The organism is Streptomyces sp. NPDC053513 (genome assembly GCF_044544765.1).
GTDB lineage: Bacteria > Actinomycetota > Actinomycetes > Streptomycetales > Streptomycetaceae > Streptomyces > Streptomyces litmocidini.
Genome location: NZ_JBITXP010000002.1, coordinates 413,161 through 436,827 on the forward strand (window position 1 = coordinate 413,161; position 23,667 = coordinate 436,827).

A 23,667-nucleotide genomic window follows, 5' to 3' on the forward strand; every position below is an offset into this window, starting at 1 on the left:
GAGGGAGCGGCCGTAGGGCGTGACGGCCCCGACGGGACTGGACCTTCCGGCCAGGCCCTAGGCGCGCGTTCCGGAGGCCATTCCCGTGAGGACCCGGTGGTGCACCCCCCTCAGGGCGATGACGAGGGCGACGAGGACGAGGTCCAGGACGAGGACCGAGACCAGCGGGGGGAGCCGGAGGGTGACGGCACCGGCGAGGGCCAGGGCCAGGCAGGCCAGGAGGCGGACGCCCCACGCCTGCCCGGTGGAGGCGCGGTACCACCAGGCCTGGGTGATGACGTAGAGGATCGGGCCGCCGAAGAGGAGCAGGCCGAGGGTGGTGCTGCCGTGGCCGGTGGGGTGGCTGATGGCGAGCTCGGCACCCACGGCGAGGGCGACCAGGCCGGCCAGCGTCGGGTACTGGCCGCTGACGGCGCGGCGGACCGGCAGCAGCTTGTCGGCCGTGGCCGCGACGTGCCGGGCGAGGATGTCCTCGCCGCCCTGGAAGTAGCTGGCGCACAGGCAGACGAGGGCGACGAAGACGCCGAGGCCGGCCGTCACGGTCGCCGCGTCCACCGGGGCTCCCGAGATCGCGGTGCCGATGGTGAGGACCGTCTCGCCGAGCTGGATGATGATGAACAGGCGGATCCGCTCCACCATGTGCTCGGCGTCGAAGACCAGGTCCCGGGAGGAGAGCCGGTCGCGGGGCAGGGGATGGGCCAGCCAGACGCCCAGCATGTCGACGGCCGCCGCCACCGCCCACCAGACCAGTCGCGGTCCGTGGTCCATGGCCGCGCCGATCAGCCACAGCGGCACCGACACGACGGCCCAGGCCGTCACGCGGCGGTAGTGCCGGCGCAGGACGGGGGTCGGGGCGGTCACGGCGGCTGCGAGGTCGACCAGCAGGAGGATGACGACCAACGGGACCGCGAACGCCCAGGGCCGGCCGGCGAAGGCGTGCGGGATCTGGGCGTTCATGAACAGTCCCAGGCCCATCACCGCCAGGACCAGCCACCGGGTCCTGGCTCTGGCCACGTCGAGGAAGGTGGCGTCGAAGCTGGTCAGTGCCCAGGTGCTGAGGACGGCGACGAGCATCACCGCGGTCTCGGCGGCCCCGCGCCAGGACAGTTCGTGGAGCAGGTGCTCCGCCAGCTGGCCGATCGCGAAGACGAAGACCAGGTCGAAGAACAGCTCCAGCGGGGCGACGCTGCGGCGCACGGAGGCGAACGACGCGCTGCTCATGCCGGCACGTCGCTGCGGGGTCCGGGGCGGCTCTGCATGATTTTCACGATCGGGTCCTCCGGCGCGACGCGCAATTTCTGGGTCCGTTCCCCTGAGACGGCGGTGGCCGACCGGGCGGGTCATGCCCCGTAGGCGTGGTGGAGGACGGCGACGAACAGGGCGACGACCAGGAAGGCGACCGCCCCCGTCAGCAGGACCTTCGCGGGATCGCTCACCGGCCGGGCCTCTGGCCGTCGGCAGGGGGAGGCCGTGCTCACGGGGTGGGCGGGGTCGTGTGCTTCATGCGGCGGCGAGGGCGGTGAGCGCGGGATCGGTGGCGGTCATGGGACTCGGTGTCTCCTTGGGGTAGCGGCAGCGGCAGCGGCGGCGGCAGCTGCGGCGGACGGCGGAAAGGGCTCGGGGACGGCAAAGGGCTCGGGGACGGCGTAAGGGCTCGGGGACGGCGTAAGGGGCCCGGGGATGATGGAAAGGCCTCGGGAAGGGCGGAAGGGCGGAAGGCCTCGGGAACGGACCGCGGCCCGGGCACGCGGGGGCGTGTCCGGGCCGAGCGGAGGGGCCGTCCGGGTCAGGCGGCTCAGGCGGCGAGGGTCTTGTGCAGGGCGTCGAGGCCGTCGGCGTAGATGCCGGTGAACAGGTCGACGACTTCCTGCTCGGTGGCGCCCTTGGGGTTGAAGCGGCCGGACCACTGGACCTCGGCGACGTCGTCGCGGCCGGGGACCGTGTGGACGCGGAGGGTGGAGACGTAGCCGTCGACGGGGAACGGCGCTTCGAGGATGGCGTAGCTGTAGTGGCGCTCCGCCTCGTCGAAGCCGACCAGGCGCTCGATGATGACGTCGCCGTCGGGGTTGGTCAGGCGGCGGACCCGGCCGCCTTCGAGAGCGGTGCTCTCGGGGATGTAGGGGAGCCAGTCCGGGAGGGCGTCGAAGCCGCCGATGAGGTTCCAGACCTGCTGGGGTGAGGCGGGGACGACGCGGGAGACGGACGTGGATGCCATGGTCGTGCTCCTGTTGCTGTGTGGGGGGAGTGGGGTGGGGCGCGGGGACGGGGGTCAGGCGTTGTTGGGGAGCGGGGCGGCCGGGCTGACCAGGCCGGCGGCCCGGAGGTCGGTCCAGAACGCGGCCGGGACGGTCTCGTTCAGGGCCGCGGTGTCCTCGGCGATCCGGCTGGGCCGGGTGGCGCCGGGGATGACGGCGGCGGACGCGGGGTGGGCGAGGGAGAACTGCAGCGCGGCGGCCTTGATGCCGACGCCGTGGTCGGCGGCCAGGGCCTTCAGCCTCCCGACGCGCTCGACGATCTCGTCCGGGGCCTGCTGGTACTCGAAGTGGGTGCCGCCGGCGAGGATGCCGGAGCTGTACGGACCGCCGACGACCATGTCGACGCCCTGCTCCTGCGCCATGGGCAGCAGCCGGGTGAGGGCGTGCTCGTGGTCGAGGAGGGTGTAGCGGCCGGCGAGGAGGAAGCCGTCGGGCTTCGGCTCGTCGAGGGCGAGGGTCAGCTCGATGGGCTCGGTCTTGTTGACACCGAGGCCCCAGGCCTTGATGACGCCCTCGTCGCGCAGCCGGGACAGGACGCGGAAGGCGCCGGTGCGGGCCTCTTCGAACTTGGCCAGCCAGGCGTCGCCGTGGAAGTCCTGGGCGATGTCGTGGACCCAGACGATGTCGAGCCGGTCGGTGCCCAGGCGCTTGAGGCTGCCCTCGATGGAGCGCTCGGTGGCCTCGGCGGTCCACTCGTGGAGGATCTTGTTCGGGTTGCCGTGCTCGAACAGGCCGCCCTTCTCGCCGAAGTCGGGGACGTCCGTCTCCTGCTCGTCGAGGACGACCCGGCCGACCTTGGTGGAGAGGACGTACTCGTCGCGGGGCTTGCCGGCCAGGACCTCGCCGAGCCGCTCCTCGGCCAGGCCGGCGCCGTAGAAGGGGGCGGTGTCGTAGAAGCGGATGCCGTGGTCCCAGGCGGCCTCGACGGTGGCGCGGGCCTCGTCGTCGGGGATGGCGCGGAACATGTTGCCGAGCGGGGCGGTGCCGAAGCCGAGGCGGCCGGGAAGGATGTTCTTGAGCGACATGGAAGGAGCCTTTGCGAGGGGTGGGGGGAGGGCCGGAAGGGCCCCGTACGAGCACTCGCATCTGGATGCGAGTACGCCTTACATGTGAAGACAATACTTGCGCGCGCTGGCTAATGCAAGAGCTGGATATGTGCGTTCGCTTTGTTAATGGGGCCTAGCCCTCCGTGCGAAGCTCCAGGCCTCCGACCCGGGGCTTCGCAGGAAGAGCGGACGACGGGGATCGATCCCGCGCCACAGGCTCGGGAATCACCCGGTACTCGGGTGCCTCAGGTCCGCACACGTTCGGTCAGGCCGCTGGGGACGGCTGTCCACGGCTCTGAGCGGGACGGCTGCGGGACAACTGTGGAAACGGCTGCGGGACAGCTGCGGAAACGGCTGCGGAACGGTGGTGGAGGGCCTGGCCGCGCGTCCCGGGTCCGAAGGATGGTCACGTGGATCACGCCGGTGTGACCGTCGGTTACGCTCCCCGGCGTTTTGACGTGATCCAGTGGTGCGGGGGGTTCGGCGATGGAGTTCCGGTACGGCACGGGCCAGGAACAGGGCCAGGGCCAGTGGTCGCAGGGGAGCGATCCGGAGGCCACCGAGGTCATCCCGCGCTTCCCGCACCCGGTGCCGGCCGGGGCGTCCGCCGCTCTGCCCGACGAGGTGACGTCGACCAGGCCCCTGCCCCGGATCGACGACTCGCACCCGCCCGTCTCCGGCCCCGCCCGGCCCCGCCGGGCCCCCGCCCGCGCGGCGGTCGCCGGTGCCGTGCTGCTGGCGTGCGCGGGCGCCGGTCTGTCGGTCGGCGGACTCCTCTCCGGCCGTGAGGAAGCCGTTCCGGAAGCGGCGGCGGACGAGGAGAACGTGAAGGCCGCCCCGAGCGAAGCACGGCAACGGGCGGGGCAGGTGCGCGAGGTGGCGGCTACCGCGTCACCTTCCGGACCTCCGACGCGGACGGCGCCGGTACGGACGGCGACGAGCAGGAGAGCGTCTCGTACGGGCCGTACAGCCCCGAGTGGGCGGTGACCGCAGACAACTGATCGATCGCCCGCGCCCGTCGACGGTCGTGTCCTTCGGACCGTGGGAGGACCTCGACGACGAAGCCGCAGGTCGCTGACCCGGATCCTCGTTCACGAGCGGACGACGGGACGGTCCATTCGTCCATCGACCACCCTCGGCACCACGGTTCCGATCCCGCACTCGTCCCGGTCGACCGCCGGGGCGACCGGTCCTTGCCGCTGAGTTCTTCGGCCTCGTCGAAGCAGGCCTGAGCAGCAGCGGTTTCGCCGAAGTGCGCGTGGGTCCGCCCGATGGCCACCAGGGCGTCCGACGAGGCGGTTCGGCTCGGGAAGCAGCGCGGCCGGCAGGGCCCTGCTCTTCGGAGGGGGAACGGCGAGGGGCCCGCCACCGGCGTCATGTACGGTCAGCGAGCCCAGCAGACCGCACCTCGTCCCCACCGTCCCGCGATCCCCCGGCACACCACCGCGCTGATCACGGCCGGCGCCGAAGTCGGGTCGTTGACGTTCCATTGCCGCCGTCCCGCAGACTCAGGCGACAGAGACCGACATGCACCGGAGCCGAGAAGGATCCGGAAGCCGAGAGGAACCAGGAGGCCCTGTGGCCAAGGTCGTTGAACTCACCTATTTCCCGGTCAAAGGCTGTGCGGGCCTCTCCGTGCAGGAGGCCTCCATGACCCCGGCGGGGCTCCCGCACGATCGCTCGTTCATGGTCGTCGACGAGAACGGAGTCTTCCGCAGCCAGCGGCGCGATCCCCGGCTGGCGCTGATCCGCCCGAGCGTCGAGGCCGACGGAACGCGACTGACCCTGGAGGCCCCGGGTTTCGGCACGGTCACCGTCCCGGTGGACTCGTCGTCCGAGCGACGTCCGGTGGAACTGTTCGGAGCCGCGTTCACCGGCATCGACCAGGGCGACGAGGCGGCAGCCTGGCTCTCCGCGGTGACAGGAGGCCCGAGCCGACTCGTGCGGGTGCCGCCCGAGCACGAGCGGATAACCGACGGACTCGTCGCGGGCACATCGGGCTACGCCGACAGCTGCGCGGTGCACGTCGTCTCCCGCTCGTCCATGGCCGCCCTCAACGAGCGCCTCGTCTCCGACGGCGCGGAACCGCTGCCGATCAGCCGGTTCCGCCCCAACATCGTCGTCGACGGATGGGACGATCCCCACACCGAGGACCTCGCGCGCCGCATCACCGTCGGCTCGGTGGAGTTGGCGTACGCGAAGCTCGCCATCCGCTGCGCCGTCACCTTGGTCGACCAGCGGTCCGGGTGCCGGAGCGGGCGGGAACCGATCCGCACCCTCGCCACCTACCGGCGGGCCGCCCAGGGCGGCGTCGCCTTCGGCGTGAAGCTGGCCGTGGTCCGCCCCGGCCGGCTGTCCGTCGGCGACGACGTGACGGTCAGCTCGTGGGGAGCGTCCGAACTCCACGCCGACAGCGCGGTGACGACCATGTGACCGGGTCGGACAGGTCTGGGCGACGACGAAGCCCCGGGTCGCCGACCCGGGGCTTCGTGCGCAGGGCGGACGACGGGAATCGAACCCGCGCCACAAGCTGGGGAATCACCGGCTATCGGCTCGACCGATGGGGCTCTGACCTGCGGAAACGTGCTCCGATGGCAGACGCGCGCAGGCACGTGGACGTCCCTGGCCGACCGCTGTTGTCCGCTCTGAAGGGCACGCCTGGGGCCCGAACGCTTCCTCGGGCGCGGCACTTCCCTGCTGTCCGGTGCTCGGCGGTCAGCAGTCGGGCCGGCCTTCCGCAGCGTTCGTCCGTTCGCGGCCCGGTGCCGGCCGCGTGACCTCTCGTGCGGCGCCGTGTCCGTCGATCGCCCGGAACCGCTATCGCCCGGAACCGCTTCAGTCGGCAGCGGGGTGAGCGGACTGCTGAGCCGCTGCGCGGCGGTACTCGGCGTTGATGCGCTGGGCTTCTTCGAGCTGGTCTTCCAGGACGATGATGCGACAGGCGGCCTCGATCGGGGTTCCCTGGTCGACGAGTTCCCGGGCGCGAGCGGCGATGCGCAGCTGGTAACGGGAGTAGCGGCGGTGGCCGCCCTCGGAGCGCAGCGGGGTGATCAGGCGTGCTTCTCCGATGGCGCGGAGGAAGCCCTGGGTGGTGCCGATCATTTCGGCGGCCCGGCCCATCGTGTAGGCGGGGTAGTCGTCGTCGTCGAGACGGTCGTACGAGTCGCCTGCTGTCATTTGCACCTCTCTGCGGAACGCGTTGAGGGGCCCTGGTGCCGTACGGCACCAGGGCCCCGAAGGAACTACTACACCATCTGCCGGCCCTGATATCGCGCCGGCCTCCTGTGTCCGTCGCCCCGACCCGGCTGCTGTCGGGGGCGCGGGGATCGCGGTTGCCTGACCGGAGACCACCTCACTATCGATGTCCTGCGGTACCCGGACTCGAAAGCTCCGCCCGGGCGATCCTGATGGCGCGGGTTCCTCCGTTCTTCCTCGGCGATCGACCACTTGTCCCGGGGTCCGTCTACCGCGACCCCGTGTGTTGCCGGCCGGCAGTCCATCTCTGCCAGGCCCCATTTGTCTCTGTGGGTTACGAGAAAAAACATACCCACGTCAACGCCTGATGTCTACTGCGGCCGCAATAGATTTTCGGGTGTCCGGCAGTGAGGTCGTCGATCCCGGTCGGCTGTACGGCGGGCACGACGACACACCTCACCGCCCGTGACCCGGCCGTCCCACGACTCGCCGCCCACACTCCGCGTACGGAAGGCCCGCCCGACAGCACTTCGCCCCGCCGGATGACCGGCGGGGCGAAGGCGTCCCGGAGAGGCGCGCCCGGTCTCGGCCGGGCCCTTATGGCCGTCCGATGCCGGCCTCACGTTCGTCCGTGTGCGGGGTCAGGCCCCCGTCGGGGCCCCGAGCGCGGCGGAGGCGTGCTGGAGAGGGTCGGAGGCGGGGAGCGGTGCGGGCGACCGGGGAAGGACGTGGCAGGTGAAGCCGAGCTTGGTCATGGCCCGGAGGACCTCACCGGCGGTGAAGTCGCGGCGGTCCTGGCGGGTGATGACCTGGCCGACCTGCTTGACGGGGTAGGCGCGGCGACCGATGATCACGGACTCGCTGGTGATCTCCTCGGGCTTGACGCCCTTCATGGAGTCCAGGACACCGCTCTTGGTGAGCTCGAAGGGGAAGCGGGCGATGACACAGCGCACGATGCCTCACAGATGAGAGGAAGGAGTCGGTTTCCGCGGGGACGTGGGGATTCAGGCGACGGCGAGGGCAGGGCCGGAGGTGCCCGGGCCGCCGTCCCGTTCGTCCACGACGCACGGGACGGGAGGCCGGACATGGTTTCCGGCGTGCCCGGCGGGCGGCACGCCGCCGCCGGGGAGGTCGCGCAGCCGGAGGCGGTCCGTATAGGCGGGGCTGTCACGGACGGCGGTGAGCTGGGCCGGGGTGACCAGCCCGGTGCACAGCCCGTCGTCGTCACAGACGAGCAGGCGTCCGGCGCGGGCACCGGCCATGACGGCGAGGGCCACCTCGACGGTCATGTGGTCCCCGACCTGGAGCCCTCCCCTGTCCACGGTGTCGGTCACCGTCCTGGCCGCGGGGAGGACAGAGACCGAGCGGGGCTGCGTCTGGACCGGTGTCACAACGTGCCTCCTGGGGGAACGAGACGGCTTCGGCTTCCGGATCACGTGGAGTTCAGGCCGCCGAGTCGGCGGAACGCCGTGCGTCGGCGCGCCGCGCTGCCGAGGCGGGACGGCGTCGGCCGCGGGAGGTCGTGTCCCGCTTGCGCTGCTCGGCGGGCGGCGCGGTGATCGTCACGGGGACTCCGGACGGGGTCCGCGCGCCGGTGATCCGGGCGAGTGCCTCCTCGCCCGAGCGGACCTGGGTGGTCTCGGGCACGATGCCGGCGGTCGCCATGAGGCGGGCCATGTCGCGGCGCTGGCCGGCGGTGACCAGGGTGACGACGCTGCCGGACTCGCCGGCCCGGGCGGTACGGCCGCCGCGGTGGAGGTAGTCCTTGTGGTCGGTCGGCGGGTCCACGTTGACGACGAGGTCGAGGTGGTCGACGTGGATGCCGCGTGCGGCGACGTTCGTCGCGACCAGGACGGTGACGTGCCCGGTCCTGAACCGGGAGAGGGTGCGGGTGCGTTGGGGCTGTGACTTCCCGCCGTGCAGGGCGGCGGCCCGGACACCGCAGTCGAGGAGGTCCTCGGTGAGGCGGTCCACGGCGTGCTTGGTGTCCAGGAACATGATCACCCGGCCGTCGCGCGCCGCGATCTCGGTCGTCAGCCGGTGCTTGTCGGCACCGTGCACGTGGAGGACGTGGTGCTCCATCGTGGTGACCGCGCCCCGGGAGGGGTCCACGGAGTGGACGACGGGATCGGTGAGGTAGCGGCGGACCAGGAGGTCGACGTTGCGGTCCAGCGTCGCGGAGAACAGCATCCGCTGGCCCTCGGGGCGGACCTGGTCCAGGAGTGCCGTGACCTGGGGCATGAACCCCATGTCGGCCATCTGGTCGGCCTCGTCCAGGACGGTGATCGAGACCCGGTCCAGCCGGCAGTCACCGCGGTCGATGAGGTCCTTGAGGCGGCCGGGGGTGGCCACGACGACCTCGACGCCCCCGCGCAGCGCGTTCGCCTGCCGACGGATCGGCATGCCGCCGACGACGGTGGCCAGGCGCAGCTCCACGGCGCGGGCGTAGGGGGCGAGGGCCTCGGTGACCTGCTGTGCGAGTTCCCGGGTGGGGACCAGGACGAGCGCCAGCGGCCGGCGGGGCTCGGCGAGCTGCCCGGCGGTGCGGGCGAGCAGGGACAGACCGAAGGCGAGGGTCTTGCCGGAGCCGGTCCGGCCGCGGCCGAGGACGTCACGGCCGGCCAGGGAGTTCGGCAGCGTCGCGCCCTGGATGGGGAACGGGACGGACAGGCCCTGCGCGGTGAGCACGGTCAGGAGGCGGCGGTCCAGGGCCAGGTCGGCGAACGCCTCGACGGAGGGCAGCGCCGGGGTGACCGTCTTCGGCAGGGCGAACTCGCCCTGCGCCGGGGCGGCACGCCGACCGCCTCCGCCGAAGCGTCCCGGAGCCCCCGATCGGCTCGGGGCGGACGAACCGAAGCGGCTGCTCAGTCCCGAACCGACGGTGGAGCCGTACGCGCGGCCGCCGTTGCGGCGGGTGCGGGAGGAGCGGCCGTTCGTGCGTGTGGGGTTCATTCAGAACCTTCCTTGATGCGGCGCGTATCGAGGAATTCCGGCAGCGGATGAGCGGCATCGGGAATCACAGGCACGGGCCGAATGAAATGCGACCGGCAGGCGGTGCGGCCCAGGGCGAGGGATTACGGTGCACCGGGGCGGGAAAAGAGACACGACAGGCGCGGGTGTACGCGAGAACCCTGCGAAATGCATGCAGCTGGGGCCCGCACCCCGAGGGATGCGGGCCCCAGCTACGTCTTACGCGTCGGCGTCAGGCGGAAACGATGTTCTCGGCCGTCGGGCCCTTCTGGCCCTGCGCGATGTCGAAGGAGACCTTCTGGCCCTCCTGGAGCTCGCGGAAGCCCTGGCTGGCGATGTTGGAGTAGTGGGCGAACACGTCAGGGCCGCCACCGTCCTGCTCGATGAAGCCGAAGCCCTTTTCCGCGTTGAACCACTTCACGGTGCCAGTAGCCATGTCATATCTCCTTGGGGCATTACGCCGGAATCCGTACCCTACGGACGCCGTGTCGCCGCGATGATGCCCTGCCCGGAAATGACCGGAAATACAAAGCGCTTCCGTGCGGCATGCGGCCGGCGGGAGGCGCTTGGAGTCTTCGGGTACCAAAACTGCAACTGATTTCGACAGTAGCACGTCGCTGCGGCCTGTGCGCGACCGATATTTTCCCCCGCGTGTTGCCGGTAAAAACTCTCCGAGCGGGGGCAGCTAAAACCTCGGTTCGCGAATGCAGGTATTCGTTCACTCCGAACGAAGCGTTCCCCGACCGACCGCGGCGGACCGGGATCGAGGATCCACCTGAGCGCCGACCGGAACGGACCGCCCCCGTCACGGGGCGTCTCCGGCACCGACGTGCACGGCTGTCCCGGGCTGAAGCCGCTGGTGCGCGGGATCCCGCCCGTCCGCTCCCGGCCGGGCCCCGTCGCCGGGTCTTCGGAAGAGCGGTGTCCTGCGTCAACCACCGTTGACCCCCTGCGTGGACAGGACTACGGTTTACGGCGACATCGCGTGTCGGTCACCGGCTGGGTGAGGCATGGAGGTGTCGGGACATGCCTTCGGAGGCATTCCTTGTCAGTCGAGTTGAACCACACGATCGTCCACGCCCGGGACAACCGGGAGTCCGCGGAATTCTTCGCGAGCCTGCTCAGCCTTGAGATCACCGCCGAATGGGGCCCGTTCGTCGCGATCGGCCTGGGCAACGGCGTCACCCTGGACTTCGCCACCGTCCCCGCGGACAGCATCACCCCCCAGCACTACGCCTTCCTGATCTCCGAGGAGGAGTTCGACGCGGCGTACGCGCAGATCAGGCAACGCGGCATCGAGCACTACGCCGACCCCCACCGGAAGCGGCCCGGCACGATCAACCACAACGACGGTGGCCGCGGCGTGTACTTCATGGACCCGGCGGGCCACGCCATGGAACTCATCACCGTGCCGTACGGCGGCTGGCCCTCGTAACCGCACGCGCCGAGGGCCGCACTCCGAGCGCGGAACGCGGTCCTCGACCACTGCTCGTGCCCGTGCGATCGCCGTCGACGCCCTGCGTCACCGGCCCCGAGAGATCGGGGCGATGACGAAGGCCCAGGTCACTGACCTGGGCCTTCTCGCAAGAGCGGACGACGGGAGTCGAACCCGTGCCACAAGCCGGGGAATCACCGCTGCTTCGGCCGCCCACATGGGCTCTGACCTGCGGACAGGTCTCTTCGAGGGTCCTGCCGGGAGGCTCTGCTCACCCCCGTGGTGACCGCTGTTCACCGTCCTGGAGGGCACGGATGGAACACGTACCGGCTCCCCGGCGGCCCGGTGCGGCTGGACGGGTGTAGTTCGGCGCCCGACTCCGGCGCCGTTCGCCGGGAGCGCCGCCCGGCCGGATTACATGAGCCTGCGCCTCGGCGCGGGGCGTGCCGGTGCCCTTCGCGGCCCCGGACCCGACGACTGGAAGAGCACCATGGCAGAGCGCCACCCTCGCAACCGCACCGGCCGCAGTCCGCTACGTCGCGGGCTCGCCGCCGCCGTGCTCGCGGTCGGCATGCTGACAGCTTCGACGGCACCCGGATACGGCGCCGGCGCGGCCACGCCGGCGCCCGGCCCCCAGTTCACGCCGTTGACGGCGGCCGTGATGACCGAACCGGCGCCGTTCCGCGCGACGGACGGCAAGACGCACCTCTCGTACGAACTGCTCACCACGAACGCGCTGCCCAGCAGCGCACGGGTGCGGTTGGACCGCGTCGAGGTCCGGGACGCGCGAACGCACCGGGTGGTGGGCTCGCTGAGCGGGCAGGCGCTGGCCGACGCCGCCAACCCGGTGGGCGACCCCCTGCCGGGTGCGGACGGGTACACGCCGGCGCCGCCGGGGCCGACGCCGACCGTGATCCCGGGCTCCCAGCAGTGGGTGGTCTGGCTCGACCTGGCCCTCGACCGCGGCCGACGGGTGCCCAAGGTCCTCGAACACCACCTCTCGGGCGCCGTCCTCACCGCCTCCGGCCCCTCCCCGTTCGAGGAGACGGTCCAGATCACCCCGACCGACCGCACCGCTCCGCTGGACCTGGACGCGCCGGTCCGCCCCGGCACCTGGTACTCCAGCGAGTCGTGCTGCGGCAACACCCACCACCGCCGCGGCCTCGCCCCGATCAACGGCCGCTTCTCCGTACCGCAGCGCTTCGCGATCGACTGGTACAAGGTGGGCGAGCGGGGACAGACCTGGGAAGGCGACCCCGCGCGGCTCACCAGCTACCTGAGCTACCGGCAGCCGGTCGTGGCGGCGGCCGGCGGCAGGGTGGTGGAGGTCCAGGACGGGATCCCGGACAACACGCCGCCCGTCACGCCGCCGGTCCCGCCGATCGAGCAGACCGTCGGCAACCACGTCACCGTGGAGGTCGCGCCCGGCCGCTACCTGCTCTACGCCCACCTGACGCCCGGCTCGCTCAGGGTCCGGGAAGGCGACCGCGTCGAACCCGGCCGGACCCTCGGGCTGATCGGCAACAGCGGCAACTCGACCACGCCGCACCTGCACTTCCAGGTGATGACCACGCCCGAGTTCTTCCCGACCGACAGCCCGCCGTTCACCTTCCGGGAGTTCCGCGTCGTCGGACAGGTCGAACCCCGCATCTGGGACGACAACCTGGGCCTGCAGCCGACCGGCGTCCTCCCGATCACGCCCTCGCCGTACGACGGCCCCCACCGCGCGCGGTATCCGCTGGACCGCGAGGTGCTGGAGTTCTGACCGGATCCCGGTCGGGCCGGCGATCGAGACGACGACGAAGGCCCTGGTCTCTGACCGGGGCCTTCGCTCACGAGCGTCATCGAAGTCTCCGACGGGCAGGATGCTGCGCGAGGGCGATGACCGCCGCACGAGCGACCACTCCCCGGGGCGGGGCCGGCCGAGGCGCTCGCCTCAGGTGGATGACGCGCTGAGCAGCTCCTGCACGGCGGAGCGGACGTCCTCGTCCTGGGTGAAGCCTCGCCAGCCGCCGTCGGAACGCAGCCGCCGGTCGTGGGCGGGTATGCCGCGCAGGAGGTCCGCGGCAGGCCGGGCCGCGGGCCCGATCCGGGCCAGGTACCGCACTGCGGGGAGCATGACCGGTAGGTGGGTTCCCTCGGTCAGCTTGCGTACGACCGCCGTCAGGACGGGAACGGTGGTCTCGGTGTCACCGGTGACGGCCCACAGCGCGTGCGCGGCCTCGACGCGGGTCCAGGGGTCGGTGTCGGCGGTCAACGCCCTGAGCCGGTCCGCATGAGGTGCGGCATGGACTCCGAGACCGGCGAGCTTTCGCAGGTCCGGGTGCCGGAAGCGCTGTTCGGCAAGGCTGTGGCCGAGGATCTCCAGGGCTGGTTCGGGTTGGCCGCAGACTCCCCAGTACGCCCACGCCGCGAGCTTTCTGTGCGGCCCGTCGGCACGCGCTCGGGACAGCAGAAGGCTCCCTGCTTCGGCCCCGCCTCTTCCGATTCCGGCCAGGGCTGTTGCTGCCGCGGTCCAGGTCCGGTCGTCCTCCAGCAGACCGAGCAGTCGTGGAACGGCCGCCTCTGCCACGGGTCCCCACTCGGCGAGTGTCTCGCAGATCCGGTGAAGCAGACGGCCGTCCGTGACGGTGCCGATCCGGTCGCAGATCACCGGAAGGAGCAGTTCGGCGTGGTCCGGGAGGTGGCGCAGCGCCTCAGGGAGCGAAGGGAGGCCGACGCGATGCCGGTCGGTCGCGGGGTGGTGGGCGGAGTTCGACGCGAAGCCGGATCGCGCGCCGGCGATGAGCTCGATCAGACCCGGCAGACAGCGCGGATCGTTCATCCGGGCCAGCGCCCACAAGGCCGCCTCGCCCACGCTCTCCCGCCGCCGTGTGGTGCGGACCGCGCCGTCGGTCAGCAGGGAGGCGACCTCGTCCGTGTGGGCGGCCGCCTCCGGGCCGAGGCAGGCCAGCAACTCGACGGCCCGGAAACGGACCTCGGCGACGGGATCGTCCAGCCGCCCGACGAGACGTGGCAGAAGGGGAGCCCCCGGTGAGCGCCACCGGGACAGCAGTCCACCCGCCTGGGCCAGGGCGGCGACCCGCTGTTCGTCGTCGTGATGGTCCGCCAGCACCCCGAGCGCGAAGTCGGGGGCCGGCCCCGTGAACAGTTCCGAGGCCCAGTGGTGGACACCCAGTACTCCGGTCCGCACCGAGCTGGTGTGGCGCCACAGCTCGACGCTCGGGTCCCGGACCGCTTCGAGCACGTCGTCCAGCCGCCGGGCGGGAAGGCCGGGATCGGTCGGGGCCAGCGCGTGCACCGCCGCCAGGCGGATCTGCGGCTGAGGAGCGTCGAGCAGTCCATGGAGCAGGTCGAACACCTCGGCGCCGCGTGCGCCGACCGGTGCACGCAGAGAGGAGTGGCCCAGGGCGAGAACCAACTCGAGGCGAGTCGCCGGATCGGCCTCTGCCTCCCAGGACCGGAGCAACCCGGGAAGGATCAGTTCACCGGGGCTGCCGCAGGCTCCGAGCACGTCGGCCGCGGCCCGCCGGATCTCCGGCTCGGGATCGTCCAGCAGCCGCAGCAGCCCGGGCAGGGCTCGCTCCCACGCCGGTGCCCAGCCTGGATCGAGGAACCGCGCTTCGACCCGCCCGGCTTCCGCCGCCAGCATCGCCACCAGTTCCAGCATCGCGCAGCGGCTCGGCACCCGTGGTGTCGCTGCCAGGCGCAGCATGAAGGGCAGCGCCGCCGATGCGGCCGAGCAGATCCAGCCGCCCTGATGAAACAGCAGGTTGAGCAGTTCGGACGAGGCTTCGCCGGCATCGGCCGGATCCGGACCGGAACACCGGCGGAGCAGCTCCGGAACGTCCTTGGCAGAACCGTAGTTGTGCTCCAGCCCGTTCCATTCGACCGCGTTCAGTCCCACCCGCATGCGCGCGACCCTACCGACCCGGCCGACCCCGCTGCTCGGTCCGTCCCCGAGCCCGCGCCGGAGGAGCGGAGGCAGCCCGGCGAGCGGGGCACGACCGGCTTCCCCGGAGGTGCGACGCTCTCTCGCCGTGTTCGGTGCTGGGTGATCAGTCGTCGGGCGGGTCTTCCGCTTCCTGGAGCCTTTCGGCGATGTCATCGGTCCACTCCTGAGCCCACCGGCGCAGCTCGATGGTCTGGTGGTCGTCGAGTCCGTACGCGGCGAATTCGGTGTCATCGATCCAGTCCGCCCCGGCGAGCCGGGCCTGGAGGTCGGAGAGGTCGAAGCTGTCACGGGCGTGGCGGCGGCCGAGCTCTTCGAGCTTGATGTGGCTCCGGCGATCGGCTGCCGCACGGACGTCGATCAGGTCACGGGCAAGGCCGCGGTCCGCCAGCGCGCGGACCTTCGTGCCGACCACGTCTTCCAGCGAGAGCACCAGGCCGTGCTCGGTCTTCACCGGCGGACGCCAGAGCGCTTCCTTGAGGACGTCGACCTCGCACTCCTCGCCGGTGGCGGTGTCGGTGACGATCAGCCGCGCGGACAGCGGGTCGGTTTCCGACCCCCGCACCTGCCAACCGCGTTGTTCCAGCCCGGCGCGTACGGTGGCGGCGATCTCCTCCATCGGCTCCGGGGTCTCGGTGGCGACGTGGAGGTCCTTGCTGAGCCGGTCGACCAGTCCGTGCGCCTGGACGGCGTAGCCACCCGTGAGCACGAGCGGGTAGACGTCGCCCACGGCGAGGACGTCCGCGAGGAGCCGCCGGTGCAGTTCCGTGAGATTCACGCAGCGGCCCGGGCGTCGCGAGGCAGTTCGTCGAAGGCGTTCTCCCAGACGTCACGGATGTCCCGGCTGATCAGCGTGCGCAGGACAGGCCACATGGTGACGAGCAGTTCCCGGTTGAGATGGCGAACCAGGTCGTCATGCCGCCCCTCGGCCAGGGGCCCCGGCACAGAGCCCCGCCACCCGCCGGAGACGACACCCGCCCCGAGAGGCCCTGACAACGAAGCCCCAAGTCGCTGACCTGGGGCTTCGTAGAAGAGCGGATGACGGGAATCGAACCCGCGCTATAAGCTTGGGAATCACCGGCGCCCATCTCGATCATCTGGTGCCTGACCTGCGAAAACGTCCTCGCGTGCGATGGTTCTCGACGACTCCGGTACACCCGCCTTGACCGCTGTTCACCGCCCCGAAGGGCACGGATGGGGCACGCGCCCCACGGGTGCAGGGGCGCCGGCCGATCTGTGGCCGTCGGCGCGGGGCCAGAGCCCCGCGCGGCTGCGGTCCGCCCGCCGCTTCGCACACCGGTCCTGTCAGCAGGGTGTGGCACGGCCGCCCAGAGGGCACCCCACATGGGTGGGCGGGCATCGTCCGAGGCCCGCCCACCCATGGTGGTCACTCGCTACTGACGATCTCGTTCACGATCCACGAGCCGAGTTCTTCGGTCATGGTGGTGTGTCCTTCGTTGCGGCTGGCGCAGTTGAAGGCGTCGAACGCGGTGTTGTCCCGCGTGATCTCCTGGTAGAGGGCCTTCGGGTCGTCGATGTCGGCGACGGCGAGGGCGCTGATGGACGGGATGAAGCAGGACGTGGTGATGGTGTCCGGGTCCACGGTGTTGCCGAGAAGGCTCATGAGGAGGCCGGCCAGGCCGAAGCTGCCCGGGTCGCCGGGGGTGGACGGCATGGTGAACAGGCCGCCGGGGGCGCCGTCGATCTCGGGCAGTCCGCTGGTGCGGACCGTGACCGGCTCGCCGCCGGTCTTCTGCAGGCGGGCGACTTCCTGGTCGCCCTGGGCCTGGGTCTTGAGCCACGTGTCGTTCAGCGTCTCACCGTTGGCGCGCACCGCGGTCGCGTCGGCCTTGACGCCGTTGCCCGTGCCGGTGTCCACGCCGTTGGCGACGGCGATCTTGTAGAGGTTCCGCGGCCAGCCGCCGACCTCGTCGAGCGCCCGGAGGAACTCCACCCGCTCCGGCGCCTCCTTCGCGGTGCCGCCGGCCTTGTCGATGTGCCAGCGCGCCATCTGCTTGGCGGCCGGGCTGTTGAGCAGCCCGGAGAACTGGCGCAGGACGGGTCCCAGAGTGGGGTTGTCTCCCCAGTTGTCCGTCGCGAAGTGGGTGAACGCCTGGAGGGCGACGGGGAACCAGGCGCCCTGGTGCGGGGTGTCGAAGGAGAAGTAGACGCCCGTCTCGTGGGCGGAAGCCTCCCTCTCCATCTTGGCCAGCGCGTAGCGGGTGATGAGGCCGCCCATGCTGAATCCGCCCACGACCAGCTTCGCCGCGCCCACCCGCTCGGCGATGGCCCGTCGGATGCATTCGATGGCGGTTTCGGCGTTGTCCGTGATTGACGCCGTGCGGTCGTTGTAGCCGAGGATGATCACGTCCCGGCCTGCCGCGTGGAGTTCGGAGATGAAGCGGAACTTGCCGTTCTCCTCCAGGCCCTGCCAGAGCTGGTCGAGGTTGCTCGACCCGGCGGAGAAGCCGTCGGAGAGGATGACGGGCCGGACGAGCTGCCTGCGGTTCAGCGGGCTGTAGTAGACCCAGGCCGTTCCACCGAAGAGGGACCACGTGTCATGCGACTCCGGCGCGGAGGGAATCGAGGAGCGGGTACCGGGGGCGACCGGGCCCCAGACGTCGACGACGGGTGCGGACATGTTCAGCACAACTCCTGTGCGGTCGGCGCAACGCGAGGGCACGGCTGCCCTCGCCTACTGCGTGTGGGGGGACGCCGGAGTCCGGTGAACACCGCCCGGAGGGCGGCCGGGCTCCAGCTCCACGGCTGAGCATCGCCCCGCCTCGCGCCGATCGAACCGACCTGAGACCAGCTTGGCCGGAAGCCCACGGGCGTTTCGTCCGTCCCACCCCGGGAACACGGGCCGGACTGTCCGCATCGTCGTGCGTATTGCCTCGAATTCGCCTCACTCGAAGGGGTTACTTCCCTTCTTGTCCAGCGGCGTCGTCGATGGAGAGGTTGATCGCGTCAGTTCACAGGCACGCCCTCCAGCAGGACTGTCAGTTCCTCGGCGGGCGGACGATCCGGGACGGTCTCGATGCTGTTCGTGCCCGCGCTCGCAGCGTACGGTCCGCGCCAGGCGTTCGGCCGTGGCCGGCCTCGGCCTGGTCGGTGACGTCTTCCTCGGCGCGGCCCTCGCCGCATCCGGGCTTCCCGACGTCTTCGCGGATCAAGGGGCGGCGTTCCAACCGGTCCGGCGACGGCAAGGGCATGGTCGACTCCGCCACCACCGCGTCTTCGGCCAGGAACGGAGCCAGGCAGGCGTTTGACGCTCCGGACGGCAGTCTGCCCGTGTCCTCCACCCGCAGGGTTCGTTTGCAGAACATGAAGAAGATCATTTCAGCCGCCGCGCTCGCCGCCGCCGGCCTCGGCCTGGCCGCTCCGGCTGCCCACGCCGCACCCGTCCCCGCCCCTGACACCGTGGCGGCCGCCAAAGACGCCGTGGCAGGACTCACCGCCGGCCTCTCTGACCCTCCGAGGTCGCAGCTTGAGATGGTCTCCAATGCGTTCTTCGCTCTCACAGAGGCCAGCCGGAAGTAGGCTTTCCAACTCCTTACTGATCGTTTCAGAATGAGTTGAGCCGTGGGGCTTGCGCTCGACAATCTTGGTCGGCAGGGTGTCCGGCGTGCGTGTTGATCTTGTTCCGGATGACCTGTGGGAGCGGGTGGCCCCCCTGCTGCCGCCCGCCCCCGAACGGCGCCATCGACACCCAGGGCGGCTGCGTGTCCCCGATCGAGTGGCGCTCGCCGACGTCATGTACGTGCTGCGGACCGGTGTCGCGTGGCGTGACGTCCCCGCGGAGGCAGTGGGCTGTTCCGGTGTGACGGCCTGGCGCCGACTGCGGGACTGGACCGAGGCCGGCGTCTGGCCGCGCCTGCACGCCGCCCTGTTGACCGACCTTCGTCGCGCCAGCCTGCTGGACCTGGACGACTGCTCCGTGGACGGATCGCACGTCCGGGCGCTGAAAGGGGGGACCACGTCGGGCCCTCGCCCGTGGATCGGGCCCGCTCTGGCTCGAAGCACCACCTGATCGTCGACCGTCACGGAACCCCGCTCGCCGTCACGCTCACCGGTGCCAACCGGCACGACGTCACCCAGCTCCTGCCCCTGCTCGACGCCGTTCCGTCGATCCGGGGTCTGCGGGGGCGTCCCCGTCGCAAGCCCCGGCGTCTGTATGCCGACCGGGGCTACGACTTCGACAAGTACCGCCGCCTGTTGTGGAAGCGCGGCATCAAGCCGATGATCGCCCGACGCGGCGTCGCTCACGGCTCAGGACTGGGCAAGGTGCGCTGGGTCGTCGAGCGTGCCTTCGCCTGGCTGCACCAGTTCAAACGGCTCCGCACCCGCTACGAGCGACGCGCTGATCTCCACCAGGGACTGCTCGAACTTGCCTGCAGCCTCATATGCCTGCGCCGCCTGCGCACCTCATCCTGAAGCGATCAGCTGGCGACACCGAACCACCCCGGTCGCACCTCGGTCAGAAGCGGTTGCAGGGACCGCACGGCGGTCCGCAGGTCCTGATCCGTGACGTCAAGAGGCTCAGGCAGGCTCAGCCCGTACCAGCGCAGCCGCCAGAGGTCGAAGATCTCGCTCCCGTCGGGTGCGAAGTCGACGTCGACCTCGATGCCGTTGTCGCTGACGAAGCGGCACCCGGCCCCATGAACCGAGTAGGAGTAGGTGCCGACCTGCCCACTCCGGTTGATGATCCGGTGCGAACGGACCAGGGCGAGGACATCTGCGAGTCGCTCAAGCGATGGGATCGCCGCCCTCATGGCCGCGTCAACCGCATTCAGAGCGTCGACGTAACCAAGCACGAGCCCCCGCGCATCCCCAACCCGTTCCATACGTCGTCATTCCCCCTGAGCCCGTGGTTGAAGGGGATTGTTCCACGGGCCGCAAGCGTCTCCACAGGGCGGCATTCTGAAACGATCAGTTAGCCGCCTCTTCACCGGCTTCCAGTTCCGCCTTCAAGTCGTCGATCTGTTGAAGCAGGTGCCGCTCGAAGTCGTCCAGTGTTGCCCCGGGATGCGCTTCTGAGAAGTCCTGGGTCTCCAGGTAGAAGCGGCAAAGAGCGTTGAGCGTGGATCGCGCCCTGTGGTTGGTGAACTCGCGCATTGCGGTCCTGTCCGTCCTCTCTTCTGGTGTGGCCGTACGGGTGGGCTCAGAGGTGCTGAGCGAATACGGTCTCCAGGCGCTCGACGGCGGCTCCATGGGCGCTCAGATGCGGCTGCATCACCCATACGTCCTCACGGAAGGGCTCGAACCCCAAGGATCGCCAGGTGCGTTGCACCACCGCCTTCTCCCGCGCTTCCCGGGCCGTGTTCTCCCGTTCGTCGACAGGGATGTCGATCGGGTACGGATGTGTCGCCACGAGCGCCGCTTGGCCGGCCACCCAGCGGAGCAGTCGGCCGATCAACAACCGGCCGACCCCGCCCAACCCGCGCCACGCCGGTGCGATCCGAACCCGGTCGATGATGACGACCTGGTCGCCGCTCACCAGGCCCTCCTCCAGGTCGGGGTGCAGACCGAGTTCTCCCGCATTCTCGAAGAGCGGCATGAAGTGCGCGTAGTCGGCGTCGCGCGCGTCCAGCGACACGGAGATGCTTCCGACGCGCCATAGGTCCACCGTGAGACCAGACATCGAGAGGATCGTCAGATCTTGGCCCTCGCCATGGGACGTCTGAGCCAGTGATACGCCAGGGGCCAGGAGCCGTGTGTTCTCTGCCTCGGTCTCCTCGTCGTCCGGCTCCCACAGGGGCAGGACGGCACGGCAGTGCCATTCCAGCGTTGCGGGATCGTCGTGGGCATCGGATGCGACCAGGGAAGCGGACGAGTCGAAACGTAACTCCAGACGGTTCAGATACGTCAGGAGGTCCGCCCCGGAGGGTGCGGCGTCGGTCATAAGGCCACACGCTAGCCACGCGGCCGGCCTCGGATGGGGCGATTCCCGAGACCGATGGTCATCCTCGCGGCAGCCGTTTCGGCGCAGGTGGTGCGAGGTGGTGCGCCGCGTGCCCTTCGAGCTGGGCATTCCCGTGAGATGGGGCACGCGGAGGGCACGGTGACCCCTGAGAGGTCTAGACAACGAAGAAGGCCCAGGTCGCTGACCTGGGCCTTCTTTCACGAGCGGATGACGGGAATCGAACCCGCGCTATAAGCTTGGGAAGCTCATGTTCTACCATTAAACTACATCCGCGCAGCGGCCGGGTGGTCCGTGCCGCATCGTTGCACACTGTACCCCATGTGCCACTTGAGGCGAAGCTCCCTGCTCCGGTCGTGCGGAGAGTCGTGAGGAGCGCCGCGCGGGGTGTGGTGCGGAGTGCCGCGTGGGAGGGCACCCTCTTCATCCCCTAATGTGGCTGATCGTCCACCACATGTGTAGGGGAAGGGACTTGATGGCTTCGATGGAGCGCACCGTCGTCCGTTGTGCCGAAGGGCATGTGTTCAGTACCGCCTCGTTCCCGCTTCAGCAGCTCGGTGCGGGGCGGATCGGGCCCGGGCGGCTCATCCGGTGTCCGCGGTGTGCGCGGTTGCGGCACGCGGTGCCGGTGGAGGCCGGGCGGCGCTGAGCCGTGAGGTGCCGGGGCGCGGGCGCCTGCCGATTGGGGCAGGTCCGCGCCCTCTGCGTATCGTGGGGGCGTGCTTCTCTCAGACAAGGACATCCGGGCCGAGATCGATGCCGGACGGGTGCGCATCGACCCGTACGACGAATCCATGGTGCAGCCCTCGAGCATCGACGTGAGGCTTGACCGCTTCTTCCGGGTGTTCGAGAACCACCGCTATCCGCACATCGACCCCGCCGTCGAGCAGCTCGACCTGACGCGCGAGGTCGAGCCGGAGGGCGACGAGGCGTTCATCCTGCACCCGGGCGAGTTCGTGCTCGCCTCGACCTACGAGGTCATCACCCTGCCGGACGACATCGCCTCGCGGCTGGAGGGGAAGAGTTCCCTGGGGCGGCTGGGGCTCGTCACGCACTCGACCGCCGGGTTCATCGACCCCGGTTTCTCGGGGCACGTGACCCTGGAGCTGTCGAACCTCGCCACCCTGCCGATCAAGCTCTGGCCGGGGATGAAGATCGGCCAGCTGTGCATGTTCCGGCTGAGCTCGCCCGCCGAGTTCCCGTACGGGAGCGAGCGGTACGGCTCGCGGTACCAGGGCCAGCGGGGGCCGACGGCCTCCCGCTCCTACATGAACTTCCATCGGACCCAGGTGTGAGGCGGTCGCAGGCATGAGTGAAGTACGCGAGAACCTGACGTACGAGGGCTTCGGCGTCGCCGTCCGCGAGCTGGCGCAGACCATCGCCGACGACGGCTACGAGCCCGACATCGTGCTCTCCATCGCCCGCGGCGGCGTCTTCGTCGCCGGCGGCCTGGCCTACGCCCTGGACTGCAAGAACATCCACCTGGTGAACGTCGAGTTCTACACCGGGGTCGGGACCACCCTGGAGATGCCGGTCATGCTGGCGCCCGTCCCGGACGCGATCGACTTCAGCGACAAGAAGGTGCTGATCACCGACGACGTCGCCGACACCGGCAAGACGCTCAAGCTCGTCCACGACTTCTGCGTCGACCACGTCGCCGAGGTCCGCTCCGCCGTCATCTACGAGAAGTCCCACTCCCTCGTGAAGTGCGAGTACGTGTGGAAGAAGACCGACGAGTGGATCAACTTCCCGTGGTCGGTCGAGCCGCCCGTCGTGAAGCGCGAGGGCCAGGTCCTCGACGCCTGAGTCCCCGGACACGGGAGAGCCCCCACCGGTCTCGGTGGGGGCTTCTCCTTTTCGTGTGCGGGCGTCCTCGTACGCCGTTACAGCGTGCCCAGCTTGATCAGGCTCAGCAGCGCCACCAGCTGGATCGCCGACGCGCCCAGCGCCTTCGGCCACGGCAGGTCGTGGGAGCGGCTCACCATGACGGTGAGGAGCGCGCCGAGGGCCAGCCAGGTCGCCCAGCCGAGGACCTGCACCAGGCCGTTCTCGCCGCCCAGGAAGAGCGCGAAGAGCAGGCGCGGCGCGTCCGTGATCGACATGATCAGCATCGAGAGGCCGACCGTCGGCTGCCAGGCGCCGTCGCCGCCCAGCTGGCGCGCGAGGGTGTGGGTGACCGCGCCCAGGATCAGACCGCCGGCCACGAAGCCGAGGGCCGTCATCAGGACGTACGGGATCGTGCTGGAGATCGTCGCGTTGAGCGCCTCTTCGCGGGCCTGGTCGAAGCCGAAGATCGCGAGGAGCCCGTAGAGGAAGGTGACGATCAGCGCCGGTCCCCAGACGGAGTGGTCCCGCATCCGCAGGAACGTGTCCGCCGGACGGACCACGATGCCGGTCAGGAGCTGCTGCCAGGGGAGCCGGGGACCCGTGGGCACGGGGGCCGCGCCCGCGTCGTACGTCGCCGCGTCGCCGTACGGGTCGTCGACGCTGAACATCTGGGTGTGGCCCGGGTTGTTCGCCGCCGCGTGCTGCTGGTGATGGTGGTTCTGCGGGTCGCCGAAGTACTCCGGCTCCCCGTAGGCCTGCCCCTGCTGCCCGTACGACCGCCCCTGCGGCGGCTGCTGCCACTGCTGCTGCGGGTAGGGCGGCGGGGCCGCGTTGTACCCGTACGGCGCCTGCTGCGGTTGTTGTTGCGGGGGGCGGTTGTCCCGGCCGCGTCCGTTCCTGAATCCAGCCACGCCTCGAACGTACCCGTTTTCACCGTGTGGTCGTGCCCCGGGCCTGGCCTTGCCACTGACCTGTGACATCCCCTAGGGGGCCCGGGGGGCGTGACGCGGTCGTGAAGGGGGCGCCGGGACGCTGTTACGAATCCGACGTATCGCCTCGATGTCGTA

General features: G+C 70.5%; 23 protein-coding genes and 1 tRNA gene. 8 read left to right on the forward strand and 16 right to left on the reverse strand.

Annotation, left to right across the window (positions count from 1 at the left end):
* Window positions 1-57 precede the first annotated feature (57 nt).
* The 3 genes from ACIGW4_RS05125 to ACIGW4_RS05135 form a co-directional block, all read right to left on the reverse strand.
* A complete protein-coding gene (locus ACIGW4_RS05125) occupies window positions 58-1,221 on the reverse strand; it encodes a low temperature requirement protein A (protein WP_399578557.1) in 1,164 nt (387 codons plus the stop codon).
* Between the two features lie 574 nt (window positions 1,222-1,795).
* Complete coding sequence (locus ACIGW4_RS05130; protein WP_398708154.1) at window positions 1,796-2,215, reverse strand: SRPBCC family protein; 420 nt, start codon at window positions 2,213-2,215, stop codon at window positions 1,796-1,798.
* A 54-nt stretch (window positions 2,216-2,269) separates the two neighbouring features.
* Entirely contained in the window at window positions 2,270-3,280 is a 1,011-nt protein-coding gene (locus ACIGW4_RS05135; protein WP_399578560.1) for an aldo/keto reductase, read from the reverse strand.
* A gap of 507 nt (window positions 3,281-3,787) precedes the next feature.
* On the opposite strand from ACIGW4_RS05135, the gene ACIGW4_RS05140 reads away from it, so the two are divergent.
* Entirely contained in the window at window positions 3,788-4,288 is a 501-nt protein-coding gene (locus tag ACIGW4_RS05140; protein ID WP_399578562.1) for a hypothetical protein, read from the forward strand.
* Window positions 4,289-4,879: 591 nt separating this feature from the next.
* The gene (locus tag ACIGW4_RS05145) at window positions 4,880-5,734 is read left to right on the forward strand and encodes an MOSC domain-containing protein (RefSeq protein ID WP_399578564.1); all 855 of its coding nucleotides are present in this window, start codon (window positions 4,880-4,882) and stop codon (window positions 5,732-5,734) included.
* Between the two features lie 402 nt (window positions 5,735-6,136).
* Here ACIGW4_RS05145 and ACIGW4_RS05150 read toward each other — a convergent pair whose 3' ends face one another.
* The 5 genes from ACIGW4_RS05150 to ACIGW4_RS05170 all read right to left on the reverse strand — a co-directional run bounded on the left by ACIGW4_RS05150 (window position 6,137) and on the right by ACIGW4_RS05170 (window position 9,902).
* Window positions 6,137-6,478, reverse strand: coding sequence for a MerR family transcriptional regulator (locus ACIGW4_RS05150; protein ID WP_123453311.1), 342 nt, complete (start codon window positions 6,476-6,478; stop codon window positions 6,137-6,139).
* Window positions 6,479-7,137: 659 nt separating this feature from the next.
* Window positions 7,138-7,449 carry an SCO5918 family protein gene (locus ACIGW4_RS05155; RefSeq protein ID WP_398708163.1) on the reverse strand — a complete coding sequence of 104 codons (312 nt, stop codon included), beginning with the start codon at window positions 7,447-7,449 and terminating at the stop codon, window positions 7,138-7,140.
* Between the two features lie 51 nt (window positions 7,450-7,500).
* Complete coding sequence (locus ACIGW4_RS05160; protein ID WP_399578567.1) at window positions 7,501-7,830, reverse strand: CBS domain-containing protein; 330 nt, start codon at window positions 7,828-7,830, stop codon at window positions 7,501-7,503.
* A 109-nt stretch (window positions 7,831-7,939) separates the two neighbouring features.
* A complete protein-coding gene (locus ACIGW4_RS05165) occupies window positions 7,940-9,448 on the reverse strand; it encodes a DEAD/DEAH box helicase (protein ID WP_399578570.1) in 1,509 nt (502 codons plus the stop codon).
* A gap of 250 nt (window positions 9,449-9,698) precedes the next feature.
* Window positions 9,699-9,902 carry a cold-shock protein gene (locus tag ACIGW4_RS05170; RefSeq protein ID WP_335939352.1) on the reverse strand — a complete coding sequence of 68 codons (204 nt, stop codon included), beginning with the start codon at window positions 9,900-9,902 and terminating at the stop codon, window positions 9,699-9,701.
* Between the two features lie 609 nt (window positions 9,903-10,511).
* Here ACIGW4_RS05170 and ACIGW4_RS05175 point away from each other — a divergent pair.
* Together ACIGW4_RS05175 and ACIGW4_RS05180 are read left to right on the forward strand one after the other, a co-directional pair.
* Window positions 10,512-10,901: a VOC family protein gene (locus ACIGW4_RS05175; RefSeq protein ID WP_398708169.1), complete on the forward strand. Its 390-nt coding sequence runs from the start codon at window positions 10,512-10,514 to the stop codon at window positions 10,899-10,901.
* Between the two features lie 490 nt (window positions 10,902-11,391).
* Complete coding sequence (locus ACIGW4_RS05180) at window positions 11,392-12,666, forward strand: M23 family metallopeptidase (RefSeq protein WP_399578574.1); 1,275 nt, start codon at window positions 11,392-11,394, stop codon at window positions 12,664-12,666.
* A gap of 171 nt (window positions 12,667-12,837) precedes the next feature.
* On the opposite strand, the gene ACIGW4_RS05185 is transcribed toward ACIGW4_RS05180, so the two are convergent.
* The 3 genes from ACIGW4_RS05185 to ACIGW4_RS05195 form a co-directional block, all read right to left on the reverse strand.
* On the reverse strand, window positions 12,838-14,814 hold the full coding sequence (locus ACIGW4_RS05185; protein WP_399578577.1) for a hypothetical protein: 1,977 nt from the start codon (window positions 14,812-14,814) through the stop codon (window positions 12,838-12,840).
* Between the two features lie 145 nt (window positions 14,815-14,959).
* Complete coding sequence (locus ACIGW4_RS05190) at window positions 14,960-15,631, reverse strand: nucleotidyl transferase AbiEii/AbiGii toxin family protein (RefSeq protein ID WP_399578579.1); 672 nt, start codon at window positions 15,629-15,631, stop codon at window positions 14,960-14,962.
* Between the two features lie 609 nt (window positions 15,632-16,240).
* Window positions 16,241-17,494: an esterase/lipase family protein gene (locus ACIGW4_RS05195; protein ID WP_399578581.1), complete on the reverse strand. Its 1,254-nt coding sequence runs from the start codon at window positions 17,492-17,494 to the stop codon at window positions 16,241-16,243.
* A 470-nt stretch (window positions 17,495-17,964) separates the two neighbouring features.
* Between ACIGW4_RS05195 and ACIGW4_RS05200 the strand changes: the two genes are divergently transcribed.
* A complete protein-coding gene (locus tag ACIGW4_RS05200) occupies window positions 17,965-18,393 on the forward strand; it encodes a hypothetical protein (RefSeq protein ID WP_399578583.1) in 429 nt (142 codons plus the stop codon).
* 85 nt (window positions 18,394-18,478) lie between these two features.
* Window positions 18,479-19,287 (forward strand): IS5 family transposase gene (locus ACIGW4_RS05205; RefSeq protein WP_399578586.1). Its coding sequence is split into 2 segments (ribosomal slippage): window positions 18,479-18,818 and window positions 18,818-19,287, totalling 810 coding nucleotides; the frame shifts between segments, so codons are not numbered across the junction.
* Between the two features lie 5 nt (window positions 19,288-19,292).
* On the opposite strand, the gene ACIGW4_RS05210 is transcribed toward ACIGW4_RS05205, so the two are convergent.
* The 4 genes from ACIGW4_RS05210 to ACIGW4_RS05225 form a co-directional block, all read right to left on the reverse strand.
* Complete coding sequence (locus ACIGW4_RS05210) at window positions 19,293-19,667, reverse strand: DUF6896 domain-containing protein (RefSeq protein ID WP_399578589.1); 375 nt, start codon at window positions 19,665-19,667, stop codon at window positions 19,293-19,295.
* Window positions 19,668-19,782: 115 nt separating this feature from the next.
* Window positions 19,783-19,968 carry a hypothetical protein gene (locus tag ACIGW4_RS05215; RefSeq protein ID WP_399578592.1) on the reverse strand — a complete coding sequence of 62 codons (186 nt, stop codon included), beginning with the start codon at window positions 19,966-19,968 and terminating at the stop codon, window positions 19,783-19,785.
* Window positions 19,969-20,014: 46 nt separating this feature from the next.
* A complete protein-coding gene (locus tag ACIGW4_RS05220) occupies window positions 20,015-20,755 on the reverse strand; it encodes a hypothetical protein (RefSeq protein WP_399578595.1) in 741 nt (246 codons plus the stop codon).
* Between the two features lie 223 nt (window positions 20,756-20,978).
* Window positions 20,979-21,049, reverse strand: a tRNA-Gly gene (locus ACIGW4_RS05225).
* A gap of 443 nt (window positions 21,050-21,492) precedes the next feature.
* Here ACIGW4_RS05225 and dcd point away from each other — a divergent pair.
* Together dcd and ACIGW4_RS05235 are read left to right on the forward strand one after the other, a co-directional pair.
* On the forward strand, window positions 21,493-22,068 hold the full coding sequence (gene dcd / locus ACIGW4_RS05230) for a dCTP deaminase (RefSeq protein WP_030690788.1): 576 nt from the start codon (window positions 21,493-21,495) through the stop codon (window positions 22,066-22,068).
* A 13-nt stretch (window positions 22,069-22,081) separates the two neighbouring features.
* Window positions 22,082-22,579, forward strand: a complete 498-nt coding sequence (locus ACIGW4_RS05235; protein WP_123453282.1) for a phosphoribosyltransferase — start codon at window positions 22,082-22,084, stop codon at window positions 22,577-22,579.
* 77 nt (window positions 22,580-22,656) lie between these two features.
* Here ACIGW4_RS05235 and ACIGW4_RS05240 read toward each other — a convergent pair whose 3' ends face one another.
* Window positions 22,657-23,511 carry a Yip1 family protein gene (locus ACIGW4_RS05240; RefSeq protein ID WP_359586758.1) on the reverse strand — a complete coding sequence of 285 codons (855 nt, stop codon included), beginning with the start codon at window positions 23,509-23,511 and terminating at the stop codon, window positions 22,657-22,659.
* Between the last annotated feature and the right edge of the window lie 156 nt (window positions 23,512-23,667).